Raw genomic sequence first — 24842 nt, forward strand, 5'->3', positions numbered from 1 at the left:
TACACACACCCCGATCGCATGGCGTTGTGGGAATCCTCCTTGGCCCGGAGCAGTGGCGTACGTCAGGATCAACGCCATGGACCTGCTGAACACACTGGTGGACAAGGGACTGCGGCGCGAGTTGCCGACCCGCGAAGAGGCGCTCGCCGTACTGGCGACCTCCGATGACGAACTGCTCGATGTCGTGGCCGCGGCCGGAAAGGTGCGCCGTCAGTGGTTCGGGCGGCGGGTCAAGCTCAACTACCTGGTCAATCTCAAGTCGGGCCTGTGCCCGGAGGACTGCTCGTACTGCTCCCAACGGCTGGGCTCGAAGGCCGAGATCCTCAAGTACACCTGGCTCAAGCCGGATGACGCCTCGAAGGCCGCCGCCGCCGGGGTGGCGGGCGGCGCCAAGCGGGTCTGCCTGGTGGCCAGCGGTCGCGGTCCCACCGACAAGGACGTGGACCGCGTCTCGCAGACCATCTCCGCCATCAAGGAGCAGAACGACGGTGTGGAGGTGTGCGCCTGTCTCGGCCTGCTCTCCGACGGCCAGGCCGGACGGTTGCGCTCGGCGGGCGCCGATGCGTACAACCACAACCTCAACACCTCGGAAGCCACTTACGGCGACATCTGCACCACACACGACTTCTCGGACCGGGTCTCCACCGTCCAGCAGGCCCAGGCGGCGGGCATGTCCGCGTGCTCGGGGCTGATCGCCGGCATGGGTGAGAGCGACGCCGACCTCGTCGACGTGGTCTTCGCGCTGCGCGAGTTGGACCCCGACTCCGTACCGGTGAACTTCCTCATCCCCTTCGAGGGCACCCCCCTCGCCAAGGAGTGGAACCTCACCCCGCAGCGCGCGCTGCGCATCCTGGCGATGGTCCGGTTCGTCTGCCCGGACGTCGAGGTACGGCTGGCCGGCGGCCGCGAGGTGCATCTGCGCAGCATGCAGCCGCTCGCCCTGCACCTGGTCAACTCCATCTTCCTGGGCGACTATCTGACCAGTGAGGGCCAGGCCGGCAAGGACGACCTCGCGATGATCGCCGACGCCGGTTTCGAGGTCGAGGGCACGGACACCACGACGCTGCCGGAGCACCGTACGGGCGCCACGGCGGAACCCACCGCCGAGGACTCCGGCAAGGACACCGCCGAGGACCCCGCCGCCACCGTCCCCTCACCCGTCTCAGACGACACCCGCCGGAACCTGGTCTCGGTCCGCCGCCGCGGTGCCGGCACCGACCTGCCGCCCAATGCCTGAGCCGGCCCTGTCCCCCGACGAACTCCTCGCGCTCGACCGGCAGCACGTGTGGCATCCGTACGGGCCGATGCCCGGCCGGGCCGAACCGCTGCTGGTGGAGTCCGCGTCCGGCGTCCGGCTGCGACTGGGCCGGCCCGTCGAGGGGCGGGCCGAGTTGGTGGACGGCATGTCGTCCTGGTGGTCGGCGGTACACGGCTACAACCACCCGGTGCTCAACGACGCCGCGCGCGGCCAGCTGGAGCGGATGAGCCACGTGATGTTCGGCGGGCTCACCCATGAGCCCGCCGTGCGGCTGGCAAAACGCCTCGTGGACATCACCCCCGAGCCGCTCCAGCACGTCTTCCTCGCCGACTCCGGCTCGGTGTCGGTCGAGGTCGCCGTCAAGATGTGCCTCCAGTACTGGCGCTCGGTGGGCAAGCCGCGCAAACAGCGGCTGCTGACCTGGCGGGGCGGCTACCACGGCGACACCTGGCAGCCGATGTCCGTCTGTGACCCGGACGGCGGGATGCACGAGCTGTGGCAGGGCGTGCTGCCGCGCCAGATCTTCGCGGACGCACCGCCGGCCGGCTTCGACGCCGCGCCCGACGAGGCCTACGCGGCGCATCTTCGCGAGCTGATCGGCCGCCATGCCGACGAGCTGGCGGCGGTGATCGTGGAGCCGGTCGTCCAGGGCGCCGGCGGTATGTCCTTCCACTCCCCCGGCTATCTGCGGGTGCTGCGCGAGGCCTGCGACGCGCACGACGTCCTCCTCGTCCTGGACGAGATCGCCACCGGCTTCGGCCGTACGGGCTCGCTCTTCGCCGCCGGACACGCCGGCGTCAGCCCGGATGTGATGTGCCTCGGCAAGGCACTGACCGGCGGATATCTGACCCTCGCGGCGACGCTGTGCACGCCCCGGGTGGCGGACGGCATCGCGCGCGGCGAACTGCCGGTCCTGGCGCACGGGCCCACCTTCATGGGCAACCCGCTCGCCGCGGCCGTCGCGGAAGCCTCCATCGACCTCCTGCTCTCCCAGGACTGGGCCCAGGAGGTCAAACGGATCGAGGCCGCACTGCGGGGCGGCCTGGCGGCTGCCGAGGGCATCAGCGGGGTGCGCGACGTCCGCGTCCTCGGCGCAATCGGCGTCGTCCAGCTCGACCACGAGGTGGACATGGCGGCCGCGACGCGTGCCGCGGTACGCGAGGGCGTCTGGCTGCGGCCGTTCCGGGACCTGATCTATACGATGCCGCCGTACATCACCGGCGACGACGACGTGGCGCGCATCAGCGCCGCGGTGTGCGCCGCGGCGCGCGCGGGCTGAAGGGAAGCAAGCAGATGTCGGTGCTGTTCGTGACGGGTACGGGTACGGAGATCGGCAAGACCGTGACCACGGCCGCCATCGCCGCCGCCGCACTCGCCCAGGGGCGCTCGGTGGCCGTGCTCAAGCCCGCCCAGACGGGAGTCACCGCCGACGAGAACGGCGATGCCGCCGAGGTCGAGCGGCTGGCCGGGGCGGTCCGCACGGCCGAACTCGCCCGCTATCCGGACCCGTTGGCGCCCGCCACGGCCGCCGCCCGGGCCGGTCTGCCACCGGTGCGCCCCGAAGAGATCGCCGAGACCGCCGCCGAACTGGCCGCCTCGCACGACCTGGTGCTGGTCGAGGGCGCCGGCGGTCTCCTCGTCCGCTTCGACGCCGACGGCAACACCCTCGCCGACGCGGCCCGCCTGGCCGGCGCCCCCGTCCTGGTGGTTGCCCAGGCCGGTCTCGGCACTCTCAACGCCACCGCGCTGACGGCCCTGGCGCTGCGCGCGTACGGACTGCGCTGCCCCGGTGTCGTCGTGGGCAGTTGGCCGGCCGAGCCGGGCCTCGCCGCCCGCTGCAACCTGACCGACCTCCCCGAGGCCGCGGGTGCACCGCTGCTCGGCCTGGTCCCGGAGGGCTCCGGTGCCATGCCGCCCCAGCACTTCCGGGCGGCGGCACGCGGGTGGCTGGCGCCGGAGCTGGGTGGTTCGGGGGCACTGCGCATCCCGTCGTGACGGCGGACGCGCGCTGCACTCACACCGTCCAGCCGCGCAGGGCGTCCGCGATGGTGGCGACGTCCGCCGCGCCCTCCTTGACGAGGCGGGCGAGGTCGCGGACCTGTTCGGGGGAGGTGGCGACCTTCAGGCCGCTGGCGATGAGATAGCCGTAGGCAACCGCGGTGGCGAACATCGCGTTCGAGCGCTCCAGCGCCGGTACCTGGAGGAGCAGGTGGAGCAGGGCGGCGGCACGGTCCGGCGGATCGGCGTAGACGGGGACGCCGAATATCTCCGCTTCGTGGCGGCTCACGGCGGCCACCAGGGCACCCCAGTCGGTGACCTCGGGGTCTCCGGGGGTGTGCTGTTCGGCGATCAGCAGGAGCCAGGCGAGGTCGATGCGCAGCGTCACGTGGTGCCCGGCTGTCCTTCCTGGTCCGCCGCCGACGCGGGGCCACCAGGGCCGCGGCCGAATTCCTCGGCGAAGACGCGTTCGTACTGCTTCATGAAGTCGGCAGCGGCCTCGACGAAGGTCTGGCCGGCCTCCCCGGCGTCCCGCAGGACGAGCTCTTCGATATAGCGGTTCACGCTCACTCCCCGCTGGAGGGCGCGCTCCCGCGCCGCGTCGGCGGTGGCTTCGTCCACTCGGACGTTCAGCTGTGTCTTCGCCACGCCTTCACGCTAGCGCGGGCGCGCTAGCACCGGCAAGTGCCCCCCTCCGACCGGTCACCGCCTGCGACCGGCCGGCCCTGCGCCGTGCGCGGGCCGCGGCCCGCCCCGCGCAGTACGTCCGGGAGCGCCCGCACGTGGCCGGGTCGCTCCCTGGACATCGGGTGCGGTCCGGGCCGGGCGGCGGGAAGGGATTCGCCGGGCGCAGCGTTGGGACGACCATGGCGATACCGGCCGTGCCCGGCACGGCCGACGCCACCCGTCCACTCTCCCAGGGGGTCCCATGTCACGCCCTTTCCGCTTCGGCATCAACATGCTCGCGCTGGAGGACCGGGAGTCCTGGCGTCAGAAGTGCCGTCGCGCCGAGGAGTTGGGCTATGACGTCCTGCTGGTCCCCGACCATCTCGGCATGCCGGCGCCGTTTCCCTCGCTGATCGCCGCGGCGGAGGCGACCGAGCACCCGCGGGTGGGGACGTTCGTGCTGAACGCCGGTTTCTGGAATCCCGCGCTGCTGGCCCGCGAGGTGGCCACCACCGACGCGCTCACCGGCGGGCGCCTGGAACTCGGGCTGGGCACCGGGTACGTCCGCGCCGAGCACGAGAGCGCCGGGCTGCCGTGGGGCTCGCCCGGCGAGCGGGTGAACCACCTCACCCGCACCATCGAAGAACTCGACCGGTTGCTGGGCGACGACGGGCAGGCGCCCCGACCGGTGCAGCGGCCGCGTCCGCCGCTGCTCATCGGCGGCAACGGCCCCCGGATGCTGCGGCTGACGGCCCGGCACGCCGAGATCGCCGCCTTCACCGGCGGCCGGCAGTCCCCCGGCAAGCCGGAGGGGGTGCTGGAGCTGCTGCCCGCCGACGAGGTGGCCGCCTCGGTGGCCAGGTACCAGGAGTACGCAGCCGGGCGTCCGGAGCCCGCCGAGCTGAACATCCTCGTCCAGCAGGTGCTGCCCACCGACGACCGCCGGGCCGTCGCCCGGGAGATCGCCGCCCGGGGGATCGGCGTGGACGAGGAGCAGGTGCTGGACGTCCCGACGCTGCTGATCGGCACACCCGCCCAGATGGCGGAGCAGCTGCGGGAGCGGCGGGAGCGGTACGGCTTCTCGTACATCACCGTGCTGGACCCGTTCCTGGACGCGTTCGCCCCGGTGCTGGCGGAGTTGCGGGGCAGCTGACGCCGGAGCGCCGCCGTGGGCCCGCGCCGCGCAGGCCGGGCGGGCCCCGGCGTCAGACGCTCGGGCCGCCGTCCGGGCCGGTTTCTGTGGGCCGTCGGTGGCAAAGTGGCCCGCGCCCGCTTGCGCCTGTCGCCGGGTCGGCCGTCGCCCGCGGAACACTTACCCGGTCAAGACGGGCGGACGTGCAGCGGCACTGAGGGGAATGACCGATGGACAGAGCAGTACGTCCGGATCGTCGAGCTCTGTTTGCCGGTGCGATGGCGGTGGCGGCGGTCGCACTCCCGGGATGCTCCTCGACGAGGACCGCGCCGTCGACGAGAGCCGCGAAGGCGACGGCCGGTACTTCGCCGGAAGCGCCGCCGACCACGCCCGCCGCCGCCTTCGCGAGACTGATGGCCGGCAACAAGCGCTGGGTGAGCGGGGACCTTCAGCACCCCGACCGGGATCCGGACCGGCGTCAGCTCGTGGCGCAGAAGCAGGAACCGTTCGGGTCGGTCCTCTCGTGCATCGACTCCCGAGTGCCGCCCGAACTCCTCTTCGATACGGGGCTGGGCGACCTCTACGTGATGCGCACCGGTGGGGAGGCGGTCGGCCCGGTGGTCACGGGCTCCGTCGAGTACGGGCCCATGACGAGTGGCACCCCGCTGATCGTGATTCTCGGGCATCAGCGCTGTGGCGCCGTCCAGGCGGCGTACACATCCCTTCATGACGGCAAACCCCTGCCCGGCAACCTTCAGGCGATCGTCAAGGCCCTGCAGCCGGCGTACGAGCAGGCGGTCCGGGAGGGCGGTGCCGATCCGGTCGAGACCATGGCCCGGGCGCAGGTCACGCTGACCGCGGCCGACCTGCGCTCCAACAAGGACCTCGCGCCGCTCGTGCGGAAGGGCGCCCTCGCCGTGGTCGGCGCCTACTACTCGCTCGACACCGGCAAGGTGGAGATCCTGGCCGGCGCGCCTTCCTGAACGCTCATCGGTGGCGACGACGCCGACGGCACGGCGTGGGCGGCACGGCGTGGGCGGCGTGGCCGTTGGCACGCCTCTCGGCGTCTCTCCGCGAGGATGGGTGCCGCGGCATGATGACGGCGGACACCGTTCGACCATCCGTGCCGCACAGCCCGCACGACGAACCGACGACCAGGAGCAGCACGCGTGAAGACAGACATACCGGTCCCCTTGACCAAGTGCGCGTTCGACGATCCCGCCACCCGGCACGCGCATGAGCGGGCCCGCCGGAAGGCTCTCCGCAGCGTCCTGCTCAGGGTCGGTGTGTGGCTGGCGCTGCTCGTCGTGGCGAAGGTGGTCGAGAGCGACTCGCAACTCATCGAAGGGACCGCTGCGTTCCTGCTGATTCCCGCCGTCTTCCTCCCGCTCGGTCCGGCCAAGGCGCTGTTGTGGATGCGCTCCGTCGAGGGCGTTCTGAGGTCCTTCCCCTGGCAGCACTGCGCCGTCCTCCGCAGCCAGGATGCGCGAACCGCCGTACAGCTCAGGCTCGCCGACGGCGCCGACGAAGCGTTCCTGACGCCGGTGATGGCCGCCCGGACCTGGCGTCGGCGCAAGCGTTGGTCGGGGGAACCGGAGGACGGAGCGTGGTTCGCGGGCGCCCCGGACCGTGGCGGCGTCATCGCCCGGCCCGGCGGCCATGGCGTGATGACCCTGCAGTGCCAGGAGTCACGCAGCGGCGCTCAGCGGACGGCGAAGCGGCAGACCCCGCACCCGGGCTGAGGCCGAAGCCGAACCCGGCAAGGACCGGGTGGGCATCCGCGGTCACGACCGGGGTGCTCGGGATCGCGGGGGGGGCTCGGAGACCGCGCCAGGACATTGCCCGGAGCGGGGGCGTCGAGGCCGGTGCACCCGCCTCGGTCGGCCTGCCATCCGTGAATATCGCTATCGGGCGGCGGAGCGTAGCGTGGAATCGAGGTGGACTCGAAGAGCCCTTCGACCGGAAGCGGCCGTTCGCGCGGGCCGGTCGGAGCCAGCACAGTCCATCGGGCCACAGGCAGAACATGCAGGCCAGAGGGCAGGCGGCCGTGGTCAGCGGGCGACGCCGCAGGAGGACGCGGGCCACAACGGATGACGGAGGCCGGAGGAGACCGCGAGGAGGCCCATGGCCGAGGACCGCTCAGCTCCGTCGGGGTCCGCGCAGCGGCAGCCGTGCCACGCAGCGTCGGAAACCCCGGTGAACCAGGTGGACCCGATGGAGCTGCTGGACCTGGTGAACCTGGTCGACCAGGCCGTGGTGACATGCGATGCGGCCGGTGTGGTGTGCGCGTACAACAGGCCGGCCGCCGGGCTCTTTCCGCTCCTGCGGGTGGGGGAGGCGCTGAGCGCGTCGGCGGCCGGCCCGATGGCCCTGGCGACGGAGCAGGGAGCGGACGGCTTCGACGCGGCCTTCGAAGGCCGCGTCCTCCTCGGGCACCGGGAAACCTTGCAGGACCACGTGGTCTGGCTGGTGCGTGACGTCAGCGCCGTGCGGGCCTGTGAGGACACCCTGCTGTCCGAGCGGCACCGGTCGGCGTTCCTGGAGCGGGCCGGCCGACGGCTGAGCGCCTCGCTGCATCATGGCCGTTCGGTACGCACCCTGGTGCGGATCGTACGGCCGGAGCTGGCCGATATGGCTGTCGCCGTGCTGCCGGTGCACGGACGCGGCACGGTGTGGCACCGCGCCGGGCCGGCGGACACGGAGGAATCGGGGCAGGTGTCCGCAGCGGCGCTGCAGCGGATACCGGTGCTCGCGGACGCGCTCTCGGGCCTTCAGTCCCGCCCGGCCGTCGCCTCCCGGCACGAGCTGGACGGCCTCGGCGACGCGGTACCCGCGGAGCGCGGGGAGGGCGGCGAGGCTCTGGTGGTCCAGCTCGCCGGCAACGGGGTCTCGGCCGGTGCGCTGATCCTCGTCCGGGGACCGGAGCGGGCGGGCTTCACGGCGCCGGACGTCGAATTGGCAGGGCGGTTCGCCGAACGGGCCGGCCTTGCGCTGGCCACCGCGGACCTCTACTCCCAGCAGGCACGGAGCACCGCCGTCCTTCAGGAGAGCCTGGCACCCGAGCCGCTGCCCTCGGTCGAGGGGGTCAGGCTCGGTGCGGCCTACCGGCCGGCCGCGCAGGCGCTGCGGATCAGCGGCGACTTCTACCGCGTCGCGCCCCATCCCGGCGCCGGAGTGGCGTTCTTCTTCGGCGATGTGTGCGGCAAGGGCGCGGAGGCGGCAGTGCTGGCCGGACTCGTCCGGCAGAGTCTGCGCACCCTGGCCCTCACGGAGACCGATCCGGTGCGGGCCCTGTATTTGCTCAACCAGGCGCTGCTGGGCGACGAAAGCCGCTTCACCACCCTGGTGAACGGAACCGCCGGGCCGGCCCCGGGCGGCGGTCTGACCGTGGTGACCGCGGGGGGAGGCCACCTTCCCCCGCTGATCCTGCGCCGCGACGGCCGGGTGGAGCAGGTCGCGATCGACGGCACGCTGGTCGGCATCCTGCCCGATCCGTTCTTCGACCGGGCGGATTCCCACCTGGCCCCCGGAGAGCTGATGCTGCTCTACAGCGACGGGGTGACAGAGGCGCGTGGCGGACCGACCGGGCAGGAGCTGTACGGCGACGAACGGCTGTCGCGCGAGCTGGCCGACTGCCTGGGCATGCCGGCCGGCGCGGTCGCCGAGCGAGTGGAACTCCTCACCACCCAGTGGCTGGGCGGCCGTTCGCACGACGACATCGCCGTGCTGGTCCTCCAGGCTCCACCCGATCCGCGCCGGGGGGAGACCTCCCCATGAACCACACCCGCCCTGGGATCACGAGCGACGTCCGAGCCGCTTTCGACAGCTGCCTCGCCCGGGCCGACGAGGAGGGCGCTGTGGCACTGACCGGGCGCCTCCTGGAGGACGGCGTGCGCGCGGAGGACATCCTGCTGGGGCTGGTGACGCCCGCTCAGCGGGAGGTCGGCGCCCGTTGGGCGTCCGGTGAATGGACCGTGGCGCAGGAGCACGCGGCCACCCACGTCAGCGAACGGTCCGTCGCCGCCGCCGCGACCCCGGACGCGGGCTCGGCGGGCTCGGCGGGCGACGTGTTGGTGACCTGCAGCGACGGTGAATGGCACACGCTTCCCGCCCGGATACTCGCGGAAGTGCTGCGGCTGCGCGGCTTCCACGTGCGATTCCTCGGCGGTCATGTGCCCGCCGCCCACCTGGCCTCCGATCTGCACCAGAACGGTCCGGACGTGGTCGCCCTGTCCTGCACCCTGCTGATGCGGCTTCCGCTCGCCCACCGCCTCGTCCAGGTATGCCGCCCGGCCGAAGTGCCCGTCATCGCCGGCGGCTCCGGATTCGGCCCGGACGGCACCTGGGCCTACACGCTCGGCGCCGACCTCTACGCCCCCGACGCCCCGAGCGCCGACACCCTGCTGCGCCGTCGGTGGCCGCCACCTCTCTCCGGCGCGTCGTCCATCGACGCAGGCTCCACCGAGGCGTACGCCCACCTCGCCCGCCACCGCGCCGTACTTCTCCGCCACCTCGTGCGGGGCCTGCACGACCGCTTCCCCGACATGCGCGACCCCGCCCTCCACCAGTACGAGGCCACCGCCGAAACCCTCGGCCAGCTCCTGGACTCCCTCGCGGCCGGCGTGTTCGTGGACGACCCGCGCGTGTTCATCGACTACCTGTCCTTCGCCGTCGCGTTCCTCGCCGCCCGCTCCACCGACCCGGCCCGCCTGCCCGCCGCGCTGGAGATCCTGGCTGCCCCGCTCAGCGACCTCCCGTCCGTCGCCCGGCACCTCGCCGCAGGACATACCTGGCTCGAAGCGCACCCCGCCGGCCCCTCCGCCGAGCACCAGCCCCCCAACGGCAGGCCCTGAGCAGGGCCGGGCCCCCTTTCCGCGGCTTCTTGACGCCCTCCGGATGACCCGTGCATGGGACGCTCCCCCTGGGCTCGGAGCCCCTGGACCGGGCTCGTTCCTCCGTACGGAAACCGTTCGCCGAACAGGTCGGCGCTCTGCTTGGCTCGTCCCATGAGCGATCTCCACATCCGCCACGCCACCCTCGCGGACGTCGACACCGTTCTGCGGTTCTGGCGCGAAGCCGCGGAAGGAACCAGCATCAGCGACGACCACGACGGGATGACCCGCCTCGTCACACGGGACCCCGAAGCCCTGCTCCTGGCAGAGCGCGACGGCCTGCTCGCGGGGACCGTGATAGCCGGCTTCGACGGTTGGCGCTGCCATCTCTACCGACTGGCCGTCCACCCCGACCACCGCAGGCAGGGCATCGGCGGCGCGCTGCTGGCGGCGGCCGAGGAGCGGTTCACCGCGCTCGGCGGACGGCGGGGGGACGCGATGGTGCTGGACCGCAACGAGCTGGCGCAGCACACCTGGCGTGCGGCGGGATATGCCCCGGAGCCGCAGTGGAGCCGCTGGGTCAAGCATCTCGACGACTGATCCGGGCGCGGCCGCCGGGCCGCCGCCGCGTGAGGGTCCGCCTCCGGGGCCGGAGGCGGACCCTCACCGCTTCCCCACTTTGCCGACCCTTTACCATGGTGGGACCCCAGATGTGAAAGGTGTGTGAGCGTCCAACCATGGGCGAGCCTCCTAGTTGCCGGGCCAGTAGCCGGGCACCCTCCCGACAGAGGGCGAACCTTCCGATCCTGTTCGATCATGGGACGGAGGTGACCCGATGACCGACCTGCTTCTGCTGGGCGTGGCCCTCCTGCTGACTCTGGCCTGCGGCGTCTTCGTGGCGGCCGAGTTCTCCCTGACGACGGTCGAGCGCAGCGACCTCGAACGCGCCGTCGAGCGCGGCGAGCGCGGCGCGGACAGCGCCCTCAGGGCCGTCCGCGGCCTGACCTTCCAGCTCTCCGGTGCACAGCTCGGCATCACCGTCACCGGCCTGGTCATCGGCATGCTGTCCAAACCGGCCATCGCCACCCTGCTGGCGGGGCCGCTCGCCGCGATGGGCCTGTCGAGCTCCGGCGCCGATTCGGTGGCCCTGGTCCTCGGTACGGCCATCTCCACGGTCGCCCTGATGGTGATCGGGGAACTGGTCCCGAAGAACTGGGCGATTTCCAGCCCGCTGGCCGTCGCCAAGAATGTCGCCACCGCCCAGCGCGGCTTCAGCGCCGCCTTCAAACCGTTCATCCGGCACCTGAACAACACCGCGAACCACATGGTCCGGCGGATGGGCCTGGAGCCCGCCGAGGAGCTGGCCTCCGCCCGCGGCCCCCAGGAGCTGGTGGCGCTGGCCCGGCATTCCGCCAAGGAGGGCGCGCTGGAGCCGGACACCGCCGAGCTGTTCGTCCGTACGCTCAACCTCGCCGACCTGACGGCGGAGAACGTCATGACGCCGCGGGTGCAGGTGGTGGCCCTGGAGGTGCAGTCCACGGCCGAGGACGTCGCCAATGCGACGCGGGCGACCGGCCTGTCCCGCTTCCCCGTCTACCGCGGCAGCCTCGACGCCGTCGTCGGCGTCGCGCACATCAAGGACGTGCTGGCCGTCCCGGCCGAGCGCCGCCCCCGCCATCCCGTCTCCGAACTGCTGCGCGAGCCGCTGCTGGTCCCCGAGACGCTGCCGGTGAACCGGCTGCTGGACCGGCTGTCCGGCAGGCGCACGATGGCCGTGGTCATCGACGAGTACGGCGGCACGGCCGGTGTGGCGACGCTGGAGGACATCGTCGAGGAGGTGGTCGGCGAGGTTCGCGACGAGCACGACCCGCTGGAGACCCCCGACCTCGCACCCGCCGGGGCGGACGCCGACGGCCGCAGCGTCTACCAGGCCGACGGCGCCGCGCGTACGGACCAGCTCCAGCGGATCGGCCTGCGACTGCCGGAAGGCCCGTACGAAACGCTGGCCGGGCTGATCGCCACCGAGCTCGGCCGGATCCCGGTGCCCGGTGACACCCTGCACGTGGCCGGCTGGTCGATGGACGTGCTCGACGCGTCCGGCCATCGCGCCGCGCGGGTGCTGCTGCACGCACCGCCGCCCGGCAGCACCGACGACACGAGGGCGGAGGCAGGCCGATGACCGCCCTCCAGCTCTTCGTGGGCCTGCTGACGCTGGTCGTCAACGCGTTCTTCGTGGGTGCCGAGTTCGCGTTGATCTCGGTGCGCCGAAGCCAGATCGAACCGCACTCCGAGCGCGGTGACCGCCGCGCCACCAGCGTGCTGTGGGGCCTGCAGCACGTCTCGGCACTGCTGGCCGCCGCCCAGCTGGGCATCACGCTCTGCACCCTCGTGCTGGGCGCGGTCGCCGAGCCGGCCATCGCGCACCTCCTGGAGCCGGTGTTCCACGCCGTGGGCGTTCCGGAGGCCCTCACCCACCCCATCTCGTTCGTGATCGCACTGGCCCTGGCCACCTACCTGCACATGCTCTTCGGCGAGATGGTGCCGAAGAACGTCGCCCTTGCCGAGCCGGTGCGCAGCGCGCTCGCGCTGGGTCCGCCGCTGGTCGCGCTGACCCGGGCGCTGCGGCCGGTGATCTTCGCGATCAACGCCCTCGCCACCGCGCTGCTGAAGCTGCTGCGGGTGGAGACCAGGGACGAGGTGGCCGCGACGTTCTCGGACGATCAGCTGGCGAAGATGGTCGAGGACTCCCGGGCCGCCGGCCTGCTGGACGAACGGGCCAAGGAGCGGCTGCGGGACGCCCTGGAGTTGGGCCGCCGCCCGGTGCGGGACGTGGTGCTGCCGGCCGAGCGCGTCGTCGCCGCGCGCATCGGGGTCACCCCCGAGGACCTGGAGAGACTGGCCGCCCGGTCCGGTTTCTCGCGCTTCCCGGTCGTCGACGACAACAGCCGCATCCTGGGCTATCTGCACGTCAAGGACGCGCTGGACGCCGCCCCGCGCGATCTGCCGTTCCCCGTCGGCGCCCTGCGTCCGATCGCCCGCATCAAGGCCGCGACACCGCTCGACGACGTCCTGACGGCGATGCGCGGCTCCCGTACCCATCTGGCGGCCGCGATCGGCGACGACGGAACGCTGGCCGGGATGGTGACCATGGAGGACGTACTGCGGGAGCTGGTGCTGCAACGGCCGCCCGCCGCCTGACCCGCACCCCCCGGAAACGACGACTGACCGATCGGTTAGATTGCTGACCGATCGGTAGGTCGCGCATGCGCGCTCCGGTCGCCGTGTCCGTATGCGCTGAGGGGGCAAGAGCATGGACCGTACGACGTGCTGCATCGTGGGCGGCGGCCCGGCCGGAACGATGCTGGGGCTGCTGCTCGCCAGGGCCGGGGTCGAGGTGACCGTCCTGGAGAAACACGGCGACTTCCTGCGGGACTTCCGCGGGGACACCGTTCATCCGTCGACGCTGCGCCTGCTGGACGAGCTGGGCCTGGGCGAGGCGTTCGCGCGGCTGCCGTTTCCCAGGATGGAGGAGATGCGGGCGCAGATCGGCGGCACCACGGTGGTGATGGCCGACATGCGGAGGATCCCGGGCCGGCACAAGTACTTCGCGATGGTCCCGCAATGGGACTTTCTCCAGCTGATCACCGGCGCCGCCGCCGAGGAGCCGTCCTTCACCCTGCGGATGCGCACCGAGGTCACCGGACTGCGTACCGAGGGCGGCAGGGTGACCGGGGTGCGCTTCGTCGACGAGCACGGCGCACCGGGAGAGCTCGCCGCCGATCTGACGGTCGCCTGCGACGGCCGGGAATCGATGGCCGCCCGCGCGGCCGGCCTGCGGCAGGACCGGTTCGAGGTGCCGATGGACGTCTGGCAGATACGGGTGGACGCTCCGCCACGCTCTCCACTGCGTTCGAGCAGGGGTGACGCCCATTCCGACGCCCTCACGGACGGCCGGGTCCTCGCCCGGTTCGGCGGCGGCCAGGCGGCGGTCACCATGGACCGGGGCACGTACTACCAGACGGCGTATCTGATCGAGAAGGGCAAGGACGCGGAGCTGCGCGCCCACGACGTCCAGTGGCTGCGGGACCGGCTCGGCGCGCTGTTCGGCTGGGACGGCGCGGTGACCGACGCGATCGAATGGGACGGCGTGAAGCTGCTGGAGGTGGCCTTCGGGCGGCTGCGGCGGTGGCACCGGCCCGGCCTGCTGTGCATCGGCGACGCGGCGCACACCATGTCGCCGGTCGGCGGGGTGGGCGTCAACCTCGCGCTGCAGGACGCGGTGGCGGCGGCCCGGATCCTGGCGGAGCCACTGCGCCGGGGCGCGGTCACCGCCGCCGACCTGGCCCGCGTGCAGCGGCGCCGGCGGCTGCCGGTGGCGGTGGTGCAGAAGTCGCAGCAGGGCGAGCACGCCATGATCCGGTCCGCGCTGGCGGACACCCTCGACGAGAACCGGCTGCCGGTGCCGATGCGGCTGCTGCGACGGGTGCCGGCACTGCGTACCGTCACCGGCATCCTGGGCGGGATCGGCATACGCCCCGAGCGCGCCCCGGCGTTCGCCCGTGTCAGTCCCGGCGGTCGATCGCGTTGAGGGTGAAGGTCACCATCTCGGCGGTCGCGGCGTCCAGGTCGAGGTCGGGGTGGACGAGCCAGTGGGCGATCACCGCGTCGATCGCCCCGCCGATCGCCAGGGCCACCGTCTGCGGGGTGAACTCCCGCAGCACGCCCGCTTCTTGGCCTTCGGCGAGCAGAGCGGCGAGGGCCTGCCAACGGCCATTGGTGTCGTGCGAGGAGGGGTTCTTGAGCGTGGTGCCGCCGTGGTCGTCGAGCAGGATCTCGGTGATCACCCGGACGTGCCGGCGGTTGGCCTGCTGGTAGCCGATCATCGCCCGCACATAGGCGACGACGGCGTCCCGGGGGCCTTCCGCCGACGCCAGCCGCTCGGTGACATACGCGCCGAACTCCGCCATCACCTGCTCGAGAGCGGCGCGGGTGAGGTTGTCCTTGGACGCGAAGTGGTAGAGCACCGCGGCCTTGGACAGGCCCGCCCGCTCGGCGATCGCGGAGAGCGAGGTGCCGGGGTAGCCCCGGGTGGAGATCAGGTCGATGGTGCATTCGACGAGCTGCCGCCGGCGGGCCTGCTCGGTGAATGTCGGCGCGGCGGGGCCGTCCCCCCGGCGTGGAGTCATCGCGCGCCCACCCTCGCCCTTCCTCGCCCTGGCCTTCCGGGTCAGAACCGTACACGGCGGATCCGGGCCGGGCGCCGCGGGATAGGATCACCGCGCCATGGAGATGAATGCCCGTTACACCAGTTTCGTCGCGGTCGGCGACAGCTTCACCGAGGGAATGTCGGACGCCCTGCCCGACGGCTCCTACCGCGGCTGGGCCGACCTGCTCGCCGCCCGCCTCGCCGCACACGCACCCGGCTTCCGCTACGCCAACCTCGCGGTGCGCGGGAAGCTCATCGGCCAGATCGCCGACGAGCAGTGCGGGCCCGCCGCCGCGATGGGCGCCGATCTGGTGACGCTGGTCGGCGGGCTCAACGACGTCCTGCGGCCGAGCTGCGATGTGGACCGGGTGTGCGCACAGCTCTCGGACGCCGCCGGGCGACTGGCGCAGGGCGGCGGGCAGCTGGTGCTGATGCGCAGCCCGGGGCGGGAGGGGCCGGTGCTGGAGCGGTTCCGGCCGCGCATGGAGCAGCTGTTCGCCCACCTCGACGAGGTGGCGGCGCGCCACGACGCCGTGGTCGTGGACCTGTACACGTCCAGGGCGCTCGCCGACCCGCGCCTGTGGGCGGACGACCGGCTGCACCTCAACGCCGAGGGACACCGGCGAGTGGCGGAGGCCGTCTGGCAGGCGCTGGGGCTGGCCGCCGAGTCGGACTGGGACACGCCGCTGCCGGCCGCGGCGCCGCCGGGCTGGGGCGCGCGACGGACCGCGGACCTGCGGTTCGCGCGCGAACATCTGGTGCCGTGGATAGGACGCCGGCTCACCGGCCGGTCCTCGGGCGACGGCCGCCCGGCGAAGCGGCCCGAGCTCCTGCCGTACGAAGGCTGACGCCGCGGCGCACACCCCGGTCATCCGGCTGTAGGAAAGCACAGTCCGGGCCGGGGCGCCGGCCTGCGTGAACCGCCAGTAGAATCTGGCCATGTGACTGCTAAGCCTCGCATCCCCAACGTTTTGGCCGGCCGCTACGCCTCCACGGAGCTGGCCGTGCTCTGGTCCCCCGAATACAAGGTGAAGCTGGAGCGGAAGCTGTGGCTTGCCGTACTCCGTGCGCAGAAGGACCTGGGGGTGCAGGTCCCCGAGGAGGCCCTGGCCGACTACGAGCGGGTCCTGGAGAACGTCGACCTGGCCTCCATCGCCGAGCGCGAGAAGGTCACCCGGCACGACGTCAAGGCCCGGATCGAGGAGTTCAACGCCCTCGCCGGCCATGAGCAGGTCCACAAGGGCATGACCTCCCGCGACCTGACGGAGAACGTCGAGCAGCTGCAGGTGCGGCTGTCGCTGGAGCTGATGCGGGACCGCACGGTCGCCGTGCTGGCGCGCCTGGGCTCGCTGGCCGCACAGCACGCCGAGCTGGTCATGGCGGGCCGCTCGCACAATGTCGCCGCGCAGGCCACGACGCTGGGCAAGCGGTTCGCCACCGCGGCGGACGAGCTGCTCGTGGCGTACGGGCGGCTGGCGGACCTGCTGTCCCGCTACCCGCTGCGCGGCATCAAGGGCCCCGTCGGCACCGCCCAGGACATGCTCGACCTGCTGGGCGGCGACGCGTCCAAGCTCGCCGACCTGGAACAGCGGATCGCCGCGCACCTCGGCTTCGGCCAGGCGTTCACCTCCGTCGGCCAGGTCTACCCGCGCTCCCTCGACTACGACGTGGTGACCGCGCTGGTGCAGTTGGCCGCCGCCCCGTCGTCGATCGCCAAGACCATCCGGCTGATGGCCGGGCACGAGCTGGTGACCGAGGGCTTCAAGCCCGGCCAGGTCGGCTCCTCCGCCATGCCGCACAAGATGAACACCCGCTCCTGCGAGCGCGTCAACGGCCTGATGGTGATCCTGCGCGGCTACGCCTCCATGGCCGGCGAGCTCTCCGGCGACCAGTGGAACGAGGGCGACGTCTCCTGCTCCGTCGTCCGCCGCGTCGCCCTGCCCGACTCCTTCTTCGCCCTGGACGGCCTGCTGGAGACGTTCTTGACCGTGCTCGACGAGTTCGGCGCCTTCCCCGCCGTCGTCGCCCGCGAGCTGGACCGCTACCTCCCCTTCCTGGCCACCACCAAGGTCCTGATGGGTGCCGTACGCGCCGGTGTGGGCCGCGAGGAGGCGCACGAGGCCATCAAGGAGAACGCGGTGGCGTCGGCGCTGGCGATGCGCGAACAGGGCGCGGAGCGCAACGAACTCCTCGACAAGCTGGCCGCGGACACCCGGATCCCGCTGGACAAGGCGCAGCTGGACGACCTGATGGCGGACAAGCTGTCCTTCACGGGCGCGGCGGCCGACCAGGTGGCGTCCGTCGTCGGCCGGATCGAGGAGATTGCCAAGCAGCACCCCGAGGCCGCGGCGTACACCCCGGGCTCGATCCTCTGACATGCGCTTCACGCCCGAGGAACTGCAGGCCGCTCGCGACCGCGTCGTCCCGGACGTGGCCGCGAGCGGCCTGCGGGTGCTCTTCTGCGGTATCAACCCCGGGCTGATGACGGCTGCCACCGGCCACCACTTCGCCCGGCCCGGCAACCGCTTCTGGCCCGTCCTGCACGCCTCCGGCTTCACCCCCCGGCAGTTGAGGCCCGACGAGCAGGAGGAACTGCTCGCGCACGGCCTCGGCATCACCAACGTCGTGGCCCGGCCCACCGCCAAGGCGGACGAGCTGACCGCCGAGGAATACCGCGAGGGCGGCCGCCTGCTGGCCGAGAAGGTGGCGCGGCTGCGTCCACGCTGGCTCGCCGTCGCGGGCGTCACGGCCTACCGCGTCGCCTTCGGTGACAAGCACGCCGCGATCGGCCCCCAGGAACGCACCCTCGGCGCCACCCGTATCTGGGCACTGCCCAACCCCAGCGGCCTCAACGCCCATTGGACGCTCGCGACCATGGCGCAGGAGTACGGCCGACTGCGCGCGGCCGCCCTCAAGGACGCCTGACCCCGCGGCCGTCGCCCTCCTCGACCGGCCGCTCCTCGGCCATCGCCGCCAGCACCTGCCAGGGCTGGTCCGGCCCGCCCTGCCCCGCGCCGACCGCCACCCAGGGGCCGTCGGTCCGCCAGCTGTACAGCCGGGGCACCAGACCGCACAGCAGGTCCAGCGGCGGACGGACGGGCAGCCCCATCGCCACCCGCTCCAGCGGGCCGCCGAGATCGAGGACCGCGGGCTCGCCCCACCGTAAGGACAGCACCGCGGTCAGCGCCGTCAGTTCGGCCGCGCAGTCCGCGCGTATCTCCGCCGCCTCCGCCGGGTCGACGTCCCACAGCGGGGCGCTCCGCCACAGCCGCACCACATGGAACCCCGGCCCGCTCTCCCCGGACGCGGACCGCTCCCGCCGGGCCGGGAAGGCCCGCCCGCGCCATGCGTCGATCACCGCCAGCCGCTCAACCGTCGTCATACCGTCAGTAAACCGCTGGGGTCTGACAATTGGCCGCCCGTCAGGCGCCCCGCCGCACACACCCGGCCGCCGGGTCCGGTCGGTCCACCGGGCCCGGGCGGTTCGCCACGGACCGCATCCCGGCGCCCACCGCCCTCCCTCGCCCTCGTCCGGTGCCGTTCGGGTCTCGCCGCACACCCGCTGACCGGCTACGATCCGCCAGAGATGCGACGCGAGGGAGAGTGACGGTGGGGCGGCTCACAGGTGGCGATCCCTCGCTGCTGCGGCGGATCAACTCCGCGGTGGTGCTGCAGGCGCTGCGCGCCGCCGACGCCGCCACCCTCACCCACCTCGTCCAGGTGACCGGCCTGTCCCGACCGACGGTCGAGGGCGTGGTCGAAGGGCTCATCGAGACCGGACTGGTGGCCGAGGCGGCTCCCGAGGAGGGCGAGGCGAGGCGCCAGGGGCGGCCGGCCCGCCGGTTCCGGTTCCGTACCGAGGCAGGCCATCTGCTGGGCATCGAGATCGGTCCGCACCGCGTCGCCGTGCAGCTCTCCGACCTGGCCGGGCAGGTGCTGGGCTCGGCGCAGCGCCCGGTGGCGGAGACCGCGCCGGCCGACGAGCGGCTGGAGCGGGTGCGTGGCGTGGTGGCCGACCTGCTGCGCCGGGCGGGGGTGCCGCGCAGCGCGCTGCGGGCGGTCGGGGTGGGCAGCCCGGGAATCGTGGAGGCGGACGGCACCGTACGGCTGGGGACGGCACTGCCCGGATGGACGGGGCTGCCGCTGGGGGAACGGCTGCGGCGGTCGTTCCGCTGTCCGGTGCTGGTCGAGAACGACGCGAACGCCGCGGCGGTGGCGGAGCACTGGAAGGGCGCTGCGACGGCGTCCGACGATGTGGTGTTCGTGCTGGCGGGGCTGAGTCCGGGCGCTGGTTCGCTGATCGGCGGGCGGCTGCACCGGGGGTTCGGCGGGGCCGCCGGGGAGATCGGCGCGCTGCATCTGCTGGGGCGGGAGGCGACGCCGGAGACCCTGCTGTCGACGACCGGGAAACCGCTGCACCCGCTGGACGAGGCACAGGTCGCGGCGGTGTTCGCGCTGGCCCGGGACGGCGAGGCTCGGGCGCGGGAGGCGGTGGACCGTTTCATCCGGCGGCTGGTGCACGACGTCGCGGCGCTGGTGCTGGCGCTGGACCCGGAGCTGGTGGTGATCGGCGGCTGGGCAGCGGGCCTGGCCGGTGTGCTGGAGCCGCTGCGTGCGGAGTTGGCGCGCTACTGCCTGCGTCCGCCGCAGGTCGCGCTGTCGCAGCTGGGCGAGGCGGCGGTCGCCACCGGGGCGCTGCGGCTGGCGCTCGATCATGTGGAGGGCGAGCTCTTCGCGGTGGAGAGCACGGTGACGGGCCGCCGGTGAGCGTGGGTACGCGACGGGCCCGCGCCGGCGTCCGGCACGGGCCCCTGGGGCGCAGCGGGCTCAGCCCGCGAGCAGCGCGACGGCGTCGCTCTCCCCGAACGTGAGGCGGCAGGTGTCGGCGCGGTACGTCGAGACCGCCACCGCGGCCGTCCGGCCGTCGGCGACATAACGAGTGGTGACGACGAGCACCGGTGCGCCGGGCAGCCGGTCCAGCTGCTTGGCGTCCTCAGCGCGGGCCGAGCCCAGTTCGACGGTGCGGTCCTGGCCTTCCAGCTCGCGCCCTTGGAGTGCGCTCAGCACCGCACGGGCGCGGCCCTGGGCGTGGAGCGAGGCCACCGTGGCGCTGCCGGGGACGACGGCGGACGGGACGTAGAGCAGCTCGGCGGCGACGGGGTGACCGCCCGTGACCCGGCTGCGGTGGACGATGTGCACCCGCTCACCGGGGGCGGTCTCCAGGAGGCGGGCGACGGCGGCGGGCACCGTCTCGGTCTCGGTGGCGTCCAGCGGCTGCCAGTCGTCGCCCGGGGCGCCGGGCCAGGTGTGCCGGGCGGGATCGACGGCGACGCCGACCCGGGGCGGGGCGACGGTGGTGCCCACACCGCGGCGGCGCTGCAGCCGGCCTTCCAGCTCGAGCTGTTCGAGCGCCTGGCGGAGCGTGGCCCGGGCGACGCCGAACCGCGCGGCCAGCGCACGCTCGTTGGGCAGGATCTCGCCGACCGCGAACTCCGAGTCCAGCGCGTCGCTGAGCACGGTCTTGAGGTGCCAGTACTTCGGCTCCGGCGCCGATTCGAGCTGCGTGGTCCCCACCGTGTCCTCCGCACTGGCCGTTGCCCCTTGGGCCCCGCCCCATGGAACGGGCCGCTCCGGACCCGCCGGCAATCCCGTTTATGAGCGCTTCTTTATTAAAGGTTGTTGCAGTATCCCGACGATATGGCCGGCCGAAACCTTGGTCAAGACCAATCCCCGTCCGGTCTCGCCCCGAGGCACCCGACGCCGTCGCCGCGCCGTTCGCCACTCTCGCGGCCATGCTTGTCCGGCCGGCCGGTGCGGGTGGGCACCGTGGTCGTGGCGGGCGCCTGGGAACGGTTCGAGGCGGGTGACCGGGAGGGCTCGGCGCCGCGGTGGCCGCAGCGGCACGGGAGGTGTCGGCCGCCGACGCGATCGTGCCGGCGCAGGCGTCGACCGCGCCCGCGGCAGAGCTTGCGACGGGTGTCGTTCCGGCGCTGTCGAGCCCGCGGTCCGGCCTGCGGGCCGCCGCTCAACTCGTCGCCAGTGTCCGCAACTTGTCGGGGTTGCGCACGATGTAGACGGTCTGGACACGGCCGTCCGCGACATCGAGCTGGATGACGGTGTCCGGCGTGCCGCCGACGCGCACCAACAGCGCGACGCCGCCGTTGAGTTCGAGGAGGGTGAACTCCGTCCCGGGGAGCGTGGGCCGGGCCACGGCGGCCAGGAACCGGGCGATCTTGCCGGCGGACTCGATGATCCGCAGCGGGGCCTTGGCCTTGCCGCCGCTGTCGCCGACCAGCCGCGCATCGGCCGCCAGCATGGCGAGCAGGCCGTCGATGTCGTCGCCGGCCGCGGCCGCCAGGAACCGTTCGGTCAGATCGCGCTGGCGGTCCGGGTCCACCTCGAAGCGCGGCCGGCCCTCCTCGACGTGCCGGCGGGCCCGCCCGGCGAGTTGGCGAACCGCGGCCTCGCTGCGGTCGAGGGTGCCGGCGATCTCCGCGTACGCGTAGCCGAACGCCTCGCGCAGGACGAACACGGCGCGCTCCAGGGGGGAGAGCGACTCCAGGACGACGAGGACGGCGAGCGTGACCGTCTCGGTGAACACGGCCCGCTCGGCGGTGTCGGGAGCGGTGGCGCCGATGTCCGTGGCGAGGGGTTCGGGGAGCCAGGGCCCCACGTACGACTCGCGGCGGGAGCGGAGCTGGCGGAGCCGGTCGATGGCCAGTCGGGTCGTGATGCGGACCAGATAGGCACGCGGTTCACGCACCTCGCTGCGGTCGGCGGACGACCAGCGCAGCCACGCGTCCTGGACGACGTCCTCGGCGTCGGCCACCCGGCCGAGCATGCGGTAGGCCACGCCCTGGAGTACGGGGCGGTGCGCTTCGAAGACATCGGTCGCGGAATCCGTCAGCACCCTCCTATCCCACCCGGCCGCCGCGTGGTTGTCCAGCGATCACGGGACCCGGCGGCGGACCGGCGGCGTGGTGTGCGGCACACCGCGGGGCGGCCGGGTGGGACAGGGCAGGGGGGAGGGGCCCGGCTCGTCCCGGCCGCCCCATACCCCTCAGTAGCCATTGCTGGCATCGTGACGGTGACCGGTCCGGGAGCCGCTCGGCGACCGCGTCCGCATGCCCGTCCACACCGCCGTCCCAGGGAGTCCCCCTTCATGACCGCCTCGGTCTCCTTCGCCCGTGTCCGCCCCGCCGGCCGGCCGCCGTTCTCGGTCGCCTACGAACGCAAGGGCGCGGGCGAGCCCGTCGTCCTGCTGCACGGCATCGGCCACCATCTCCAGGCCTGGCGCCCGGTCTGCGACATCCTCGCCGCCTCCCACGAGGTGATCGCCCTGGACCTGCCGGGTTTCGGCGCCTCCCCCGCGCTGCCCGGCGGTTCTTCCTACGACCTGTCGACGGTGGTCCCGCTGCTCGCCGCCGCCTTCGCCGAGCTCGGCCTCGACCGGCCGCACGTCGTGGGCAACTCGCTGGGCGGGCTGCTGGCCCTGGAGCTGGCCCGCGCCCACGCCGTACGGTCCGTCACCGCCCTCTCCCCCGCGGGCTTCTGGACGCCTGCCGAGCGCCGGTACGCCTTCGGGGTCCTGCGCGGCATGTACGCGGGGGCGCAGGCGCTGCCGGAGCCGGTGGTGGCGTCGCTGGCCCGCTCGGCGCTCGGCCGGGCCTCGCTGACCGGCACCATCTATGCCCATCCCGGCCGCCGTTCGGCCGAAGCGGTCGTGGCGGAGACCCGAGCCCTGCGCGACGCCGCCGGGTTCGCGCCGACGCTGGAGGCCGGGCGCGGGGTGCGGTTCACCTCCGACGTGCCGGACGTTCCGGTGACCATCGGCTGGGGCAGCCGGGACCGCCTGCTGCTGCGCCGTCAGGGCGTGCGGGCCAAGCACACGATCCCGGGCGCCCGGCTGGTCCGGCTGCCCGGATGCGGCCACGTTCCGATGAACGACGATCCGGCACTGGTGGCCCGTGTCATCCTCGACACGGTGAGCTGACGCGGGCTCCCGCGCCCGCGGCGCACCCGGCGTTCGGGCCCTCGACACCGTGTGTTCGGGCGCCCGGCATCGGCCCGCGATACGAACAGAACGTCACCCCGACTCGGTCCCACGATGGAGGTCTCACATGGCGCAGGGAAACGACGGCTTCGGACGGCGGTCGTTGTTGCGGGGAGCGGCGGCGGGCTCCGGAGCGCTGGCCCTGCCCGCGCTCGCGTGCGCCGCGCCCGCCCAGGCCCGCAGCGGGCGGCCGGGTGCCGACTGGGGTGCCCAGGTCGGGGATGTGACGACCTCCTCGGGGCTGGTGTGGGTGCGGTCCGACCGGCGGGCCCGGATGACCGTGCAGACCGCGGCCACCGAGTCCTTCCGCAACGCCAGGACCTGGCACGGCCCGGTGCTGGGGGCCGGCAGCGACTTCACCGGGGTCACCTCGCTGCACGGGCTGCCGCCCGGTGAGCAGGTCCACTACCGGGTGCTGCTCGCCGACCCGGACGACCCCCGGCGCAGCGGCGAACCGGTCACCGGGACCTTCCGTACGGCACCGCAGCGGCGCGGCGAGAAGGTGCGCTTCCACTGGTCGGGTGACCTGGCCGGGCAGGGCTGGGGAATCAATCCGGATCTCGGCGGCTACCGCATCTACGACGAAATGCGGCGCCGTGACCCGGACTTCTTCCTGTGCAGTGGCGACAACATCTACGCGGACAGTCCGATCACCGAGCGGGTGACCCTGCCGGACGGGCGGATCTGGCGGAATGTGACGACCGAGGAGAAGGCGAAGGTCGCCGAGACCCTCGCGGAGTTCCGGGGGGCGTTCCGTTACAACCTCCTGGACGACAATCTGCGCCGGTTCAACGCCCAGGTGCCCACGATCACCCAGTGGGACGACCACGAGGTGCACAACAACTGGTATCCCGGTCAGCTGCTGGACGACGACCGGTACACCGTCAAGGACGCGGACGTGCTGTCGGCGCGCTCGCTGCGCGCGTTCGGCGAGTACTTCCCGATCCGTACCCTGCGGCCCGACCGGGGCGGCCGGGTCTACCGAGTGGTTCACCACGGACCGCTGCTGGATGTGTTCGTCCTGGACATGCGGCGGTACCGCAACGCCAACTCGCCGGGCCGGCAGACCGACGACCCGCAGGGCATCCTCGGTGCGGAGCAGCTGCGCTGGCTCAAGCGAGAGCTGTCGCGCTCGCGTGCGGTGTGGAAGGTGATCGCCTCCGACATGCCGCTGGGGTTGGTCGTCCCGGACGGCAAGACGAACTTCGAGGCAGTGGCACAGGGCGATCCGGGCGCTCCGCTGGGGCGCGAGCTGCAGCTGGCCGAGCTGCTGCGGCACATCAAGCACGCCCGGGTGACCGGCACCGTATGGCTGACGACGGACGTGCACTACACGTCGGCGCAGCACTACGCGCCGGAGCGGGCCGCGTTCAAAGACTTCGCGCCCTTCTGGGAGTTCGTGTCCGGGCCGCTGAACGCGGGCGGCTTCCAGGCGCTGAAACTGGACGGAACCTTCGGGCCCGATCAGCCGTTCATCAAGGCACCGGACCGTGCGAACACCTCCCCTGCGGAGACTCCGCAGTACTTCGGCGAGATCGACATCGACGGGGGCAGCGGGGAGCTGACGGTGCGGCTGCGCCAGGAGGGGGGCCAGGTGTTGTTCAGCAAGGTGCTCGAACCAGGACGGGTGGGGCAGTAGGTGCCAATGCGTCGATTGCGTCTTTTACCCGTCGGACACAATGTGTTGGCGGTCAGGC

Annotated in this window: 24 protein-coding genes; 18 read left to right on the forward strand and 6 right to left on the reverse strand. The window is 72.9% G+C overall.

The window, feature by feature from the left end:
* Positions 1-76 precede the first annotated feature (76 nt).
* Genes bioB through bioD form a run of 3 tightly spaced genes read left to right on the forward strand, consistent with a single transcriptional unit; the run spans position 77 to position 3253 of the window.
* Positions 77-1237, forward strand: coding sequence for a biotin synthase BioB (bioB, locus tag ACGFML_RS12625; protein ID WP_393542839.1), 1161 nt, complete (start codon positions 77-79; stop codon positions 1235-1237).
* Positions 1230-2537 carry an adenosylmethionine--8-amino-7-oxononanoate transaminase gene (locus ACGFML_RS12630; RefSeq protein WP_393542841.1) on the forward strand — a complete coding sequence of 436 codons (1308 nt, stop codon included), beginning with the start codon at positions 1230-1232 and terminating at the stop codon, positions 2535-2537. The genes bioB and ACGFML_RS12630 overlap by 8 nt, the downstream gene beginning before the upstream one ends.
* 14 nt (positions 2538-2551) lie before the next feature.
* Positions 2552-3253 carry a dethiobiotin synthase gene (gene bioD / locus ACGFML_RS12635; protein ID WP_393542843.1) on the forward strand — a complete coding sequence of 234 codons (702 nt, stop codon included), beginning with the start codon at positions 2552-2554 and terminating at the stop codon, positions 3251-3253.
* A 19-nt stretch (positions 3254-3272) separates the two neighbouring features.
* On the opposite strand, the gene ACGFML_RS12640 is transcribed toward bioD, so the two are convergent.
* Together ACGFML_RS12640 and ACGFML_RS12645 are read right to left on the reverse strand one after the other, a co-directional pair.
* The gene (locus ACGFML_RS12640) at positions 3273-3644 is read right to left on the reverse strand and encodes a fic family toxin-antitoxin system, toxin component (protein ID WP_393542844.1); all 372 of its coding nucleotides are present in this window, start codon (positions 3642-3644) and stop codon (positions 3273-3275) included.
* Positions 3641-3904 (reverse strand): hypothetical protein, encoded by a 264-nt coding sequence (locus ACGFML_RS12645; protein ID WP_393542846.1) that lies wholly within the window; start codon positions 3902-3904, stop codon positions 3641-3643. The genes ACGFML_RS12640 and ACGFML_RS12645 overlap by 4 nt, the downstream gene beginning before the upstream one ends.
* 280 nt (positions 3905-4184) lie before the next feature.
* Here ACGFML_RS12645 and ACGFML_RS12650 point away from each other — a divergent pair, with 280 nt between their 5' ends.
* The 9 genes from ACGFML_RS12650 to ACGFML_RS12690 all read left to right on the forward strand — a co-directional run bounded on the left by ACGFML_RS12650 (position 4185) and on the right by ACGFML_RS12690 (position 14474).
* Positions 4185-5075: an LLM class F420-dependent oxidoreductase gene (locus tag ACGFML_RS12650; protein ID WP_393542848.1), complete on the forward strand. Its 891-nt coding sequence runs from the start codon at positions 4185-4187 to the stop codon at positions 5073-5075.
* Positions 5076-5467: 392 nt separating this feature from the next.
* Positions 5468-6037 carry a carbonic anhydrase gene (locus ACGFML_RS12655; protein WP_393542849.1) on the forward strand — a complete coding sequence of 190 codons (570 nt, stop codon included), beginning with the start codon at positions 5468-5470 and terminating at the stop codon, positions 6035-6037.
* Positions 6038-6223: 186 nt separating this feature from the next.
* A complete protein-coding gene (locus ACGFML_RS12660) occupies positions 6224-6796 on the forward strand; it encodes a hypothetical protein (RefSeq protein ID WP_393542851.1) in 573 nt (190 codons plus the stop codon).
* Positions 6797-7250: 454 nt separating this feature from the next.
* On the forward strand, positions 7251-8831 hold the full coding sequence (locus ACGFML_RS12665; protein ID WP_393542853.1) for a PP2C family protein-serine/threonine phosphatase: 1581 nt from the start codon (positions 7251-7253) through the stop codon (positions 8829-8831).
* A complete protein-coding gene (locus ACGFML_RS12670; RefSeq protein ID WP_393542855.1) occupies positions 8828-9907 on the forward strand; it encodes a B12-binding domain-containing protein in 1080 nt (359 codons plus the stop codon). The genes ACGFML_RS12665 and ACGFML_RS12670 overlap by 4 nt, the downstream gene beginning before the upstream one ends.
* Positions 9908-10060: 153 nt before the next feature.
* Positions 10061-10486 carry a GNAT family N-acetyltransferase gene (locus ACGFML_RS12675; RefSeq protein ID WP_393542857.1) on the forward strand — a complete coding sequence of 142 codons (426 nt, stop codon included), beginning with the start codon at positions 10061-10063 and terminating at the stop codon, positions 10484-10486.
* 235 nt (positions 10487-10721) lie between these two features.
* Positions 10722-12065, forward strand: a complete 1344-nt coding sequence (locus ACGFML_RS12680) for a hemolysin family protein (protein ID WP_393542859.1) — start codon at positions 10722-10724, stop codon at positions 12063-12065.
* Entirely contained in the window at positions 12062-13084 is a 1023-nt protein-coding gene (locus tag ACGFML_RS12685; protein ID WP_393542861.1) for a hemolysin family protein, read from the forward strand. The genes ACGFML_RS12680 and ACGFML_RS12685 overlap by 4 nt, the downstream gene beginning before the upstream one ends.
* 112 nt (positions 13085-13196) lie before the next feature.
* Entirely contained in the window at positions 13197-14474 is a 1278-nt protein-coding gene (locus ACGFML_RS12690) for an FAD-dependent oxidoreductase (RefSeq protein ID WP_393542863.1), read from the forward strand.
* Here the strand turns inward: ACGFML_RS12690 and ACGFML_RS12695 are convergent.
* Complete coding sequence (locus ACGFML_RS12695; protein ID WP_393542865.1) at positions 14449-15072, reverse strand: TetR/AcrR family transcriptional regulator; 624 nt, start codon at positions 15070-15072, stop codon at positions 14449-14451. The two genes, ACGFML_RS12690 and ACGFML_RS12695, sit on opposite strands and share 26 nt — an antisense overlap.
* Positions 15073-15169: 97 nt before the next feature.
* Between ACGFML_RS12695 and ACGFML_RS12700 the strand changes: the two genes are divergently transcribed.
* The 3 genes from ACGFML_RS12700 (at position 15170) to mug (ending at position 18017) form a co-directional block, all read left to right on the forward strand.
* Complete coding sequence (locus tag ACGFML_RS12700) at positions 15170-15940, forward strand: SGNH/GDSL hydrolase family protein (protein WP_393542867.1); 771 nt, start codon at positions 15170-15172, stop codon at positions 15938-15940.
* A gap of 93 nt (positions 15941-16033) precedes the next feature.
* Positions 16034-17467, forward strand: coding sequence for an adenylosuccinate lyase (purB, locus tag ACGFML_RS12705; RefSeq protein WP_393542869.1), 1434 nt, complete (start codon positions 16034-16036; stop codon positions 17465-17467).
* 1 nt (position 17468) lies between these two features.
* Positions 17469-18017, forward strand: a complete 549-nt coding sequence (mug, locus tag ACGFML_RS12710) for a G/U mismatch-specific DNA glycosylase (protein WP_393542871.1) — start codon at positions 17469-17471, stop codon at positions 18015-18017.
* Here the strand turns inward: mug and ACGFML_RS12715 are convergent.
* A complete protein-coding gene (locus tag ACGFML_RS12715; protein WP_393542873.1) occupies positions 18004-18474 on the reverse strand; it encodes a hypothetical protein in 471 nt (156 codons plus the stop codon). The two genes, mug and ACGFML_RS12715, sit on opposite strands and share 14 nt — an antisense overlap.
* Before the next feature lie 227 nt (positions 18475-18701).
* On the opposite strand from ACGFML_RS12715, the gene ACGFML_RS12720 reads away from it, so the two are divergent.
* Entirely contained in the window at positions 18702-19859 is a 1158-nt protein-coding gene (locus tag ACGFML_RS12720; RefSeq protein ID WP_393542875.1) for an ROK family protein, read from the forward strand.
* A 60-nt stretch (positions 19860-19919) separates the two neighbouring features.
* On the opposite strand, the gene ACGFML_RS12725 is transcribed toward ACGFML_RS12720, so the two are convergent.
* Complete coding sequence (locus ACGFML_RS12725; protein ID WP_393542877.1) at positions 19920-20666, reverse strand: GntR family transcriptional regulator; 747 nt, start codon at positions 20664-20666, stop codon at positions 19920-19922.
* Positions 20667-21117: 451 nt separating this feature from the next.
* Positions 21118-22002: an RNA polymerase sigma-70 factor gene (locus tag ACGFML_RS12730; protein ID WP_393542879.1), complete on the reverse strand. Its 885-nt coding sequence runs from the start codon at positions 22000-22002 to the stop codon at positions 21118-21120.
* A 252-nt stretch (positions 22003-22254) separates the two neighbouring features.
* Between ACGFML_RS12730 and ACGFML_RS12735 the strand changes: the two genes are divergently transcribed.
* Entirely contained in the window at positions 22255-23085 is an 831-nt protein-coding gene (locus ACGFML_RS12735; protein ID WP_393542881.1) for an alpha/beta fold hydrolase, read from the forward strand.
* A gap of 127 nt (positions 23086-23212) precedes the next feature.
* Positions 23213-24784, forward strand: a complete 1572-nt coding sequence (locus ACGFML_RS12740; protein WP_393542883.1) for an alkaline phosphatase D family protein — start codon at positions 23213-23215, stop codon at positions 24782-24784.
* Positions 24785-24842: the final 58 nt, after the last annotated feature.

It is taken from the genome of Streptomyces sp. NPDC048650 (genome assembly GCF_043199095.1).
Classification (GTDB): Bacteria; Actinomycetota; Actinomycetes; order Streptomycetales; family Streptomycetaceae; genus Streptomyces.

Coding starts and splice junctions, on each gene's coding strand:
- bioB (WP_393542839.1), top strand. CDS start 77: ATGGACCTGCTGAACACACTGGTGGACAAGGGACTGCGGCGCGAGTTG.
- ACGFML_RS12630 (WP_393542841.1), top strand. CDS start 1,230: ATGCCTGAGCCGGCCCTGTCCCCCGACGAACTCCTCGCGCTCGACCGG.
- bioD (WP_393542843.1), top strand. CDS start 2,552: ATGTCGGTGCTGTTCGTGACGGGTACGGGTACGGAGATCGGCAAGACC.
- ACGFML_RS12650 (WP_393542848.1), top strand. CDS start 4,185: ATGTCACGCCCTTTCCGCTTCGGCATCAACATGCTCGCGCTGGAGGAC.
- ACGFML_RS12655 (WP_393542849.1), top strand. CDS start 5,468: ATGGCCGGCAACAAGCGCTGGGTGAGCGGGGACCTTCAGCACCCCGAC.
- ACGFML_RS12670 (WP_393542855.1), top strand. CDS start 8,828: ATGAACCACACCCGCCCTGGGATCACGAGCGACGTCCGAGCCGCTTTC.
- ACGFML_RS12675 (WP_393542857.1), top strand. CDS start 10,061: ATGAGCGATCTCCACATCCGCCACGCCACCCTCGCGGACGTCGACACC.
- ACGFML_RS12680 (WP_393542859.1), top strand. CDS start 10,722: ATGACCGACCTGCTTCTGCTGGGCGTGGCCCTCCTGCTGACTCTGGCC.
- ACGFML_RS12685 (WP_393542861.1), top strand. CDS start 12,062: ATGACCGCCCTCCAGCTCTTCGTGGGCCTGCTGACGCTGGTCGTCAAC.
- ACGFML_RS12690 (WP_393542863.1), top strand. CDS start 13,197: ATGGACCGTACGACGTGCTGCATCGTGGGCGGCGGCCCGGCCGGAACG.
- ACGFML_RS12695 (WP_393542865.1), bottom strand. CDS start 15,072: ATGACTCCACGCCGGGGGGACGGCCCCGCCGCGCCGACATTCACCGAG.
- ACGFML_RS12700 (WP_393542867.1), top strand. CDS start 15,170: ATGGAGATGAATGCCCGTTACACCAGTTTCGTCGCGGTCGGCGACAGC.
- mug (WP_393542871.1), top strand. CDS start 17,469: ATGCGCTTCACGCCCGAGGAACTGCAGGCCGCTCGCGACCGCGTCGTC.
- ACGFML_RS12715 (WP_393542873.1), bottom strand. CDS start 18,474: ATGACGACGGTTGAGCGGCTGGCGGTGATCGACGCATGGCGCGGGCGG.
- ACGFML_RS12735 (WP_393542881.1), top strand. CDS start 22,255: ATGACCGCCTCGGTCTCCTTCGCCCGTGTCCGCCCCGCCGGCCGGCCG.
- ACGFML_RS12740 (WP_393542883.1), top strand. CDS start 23,213: ATGGCGCAGGGAAACGACGGCTTCGGACGGCGGTCGTTGTTGCGGGGA.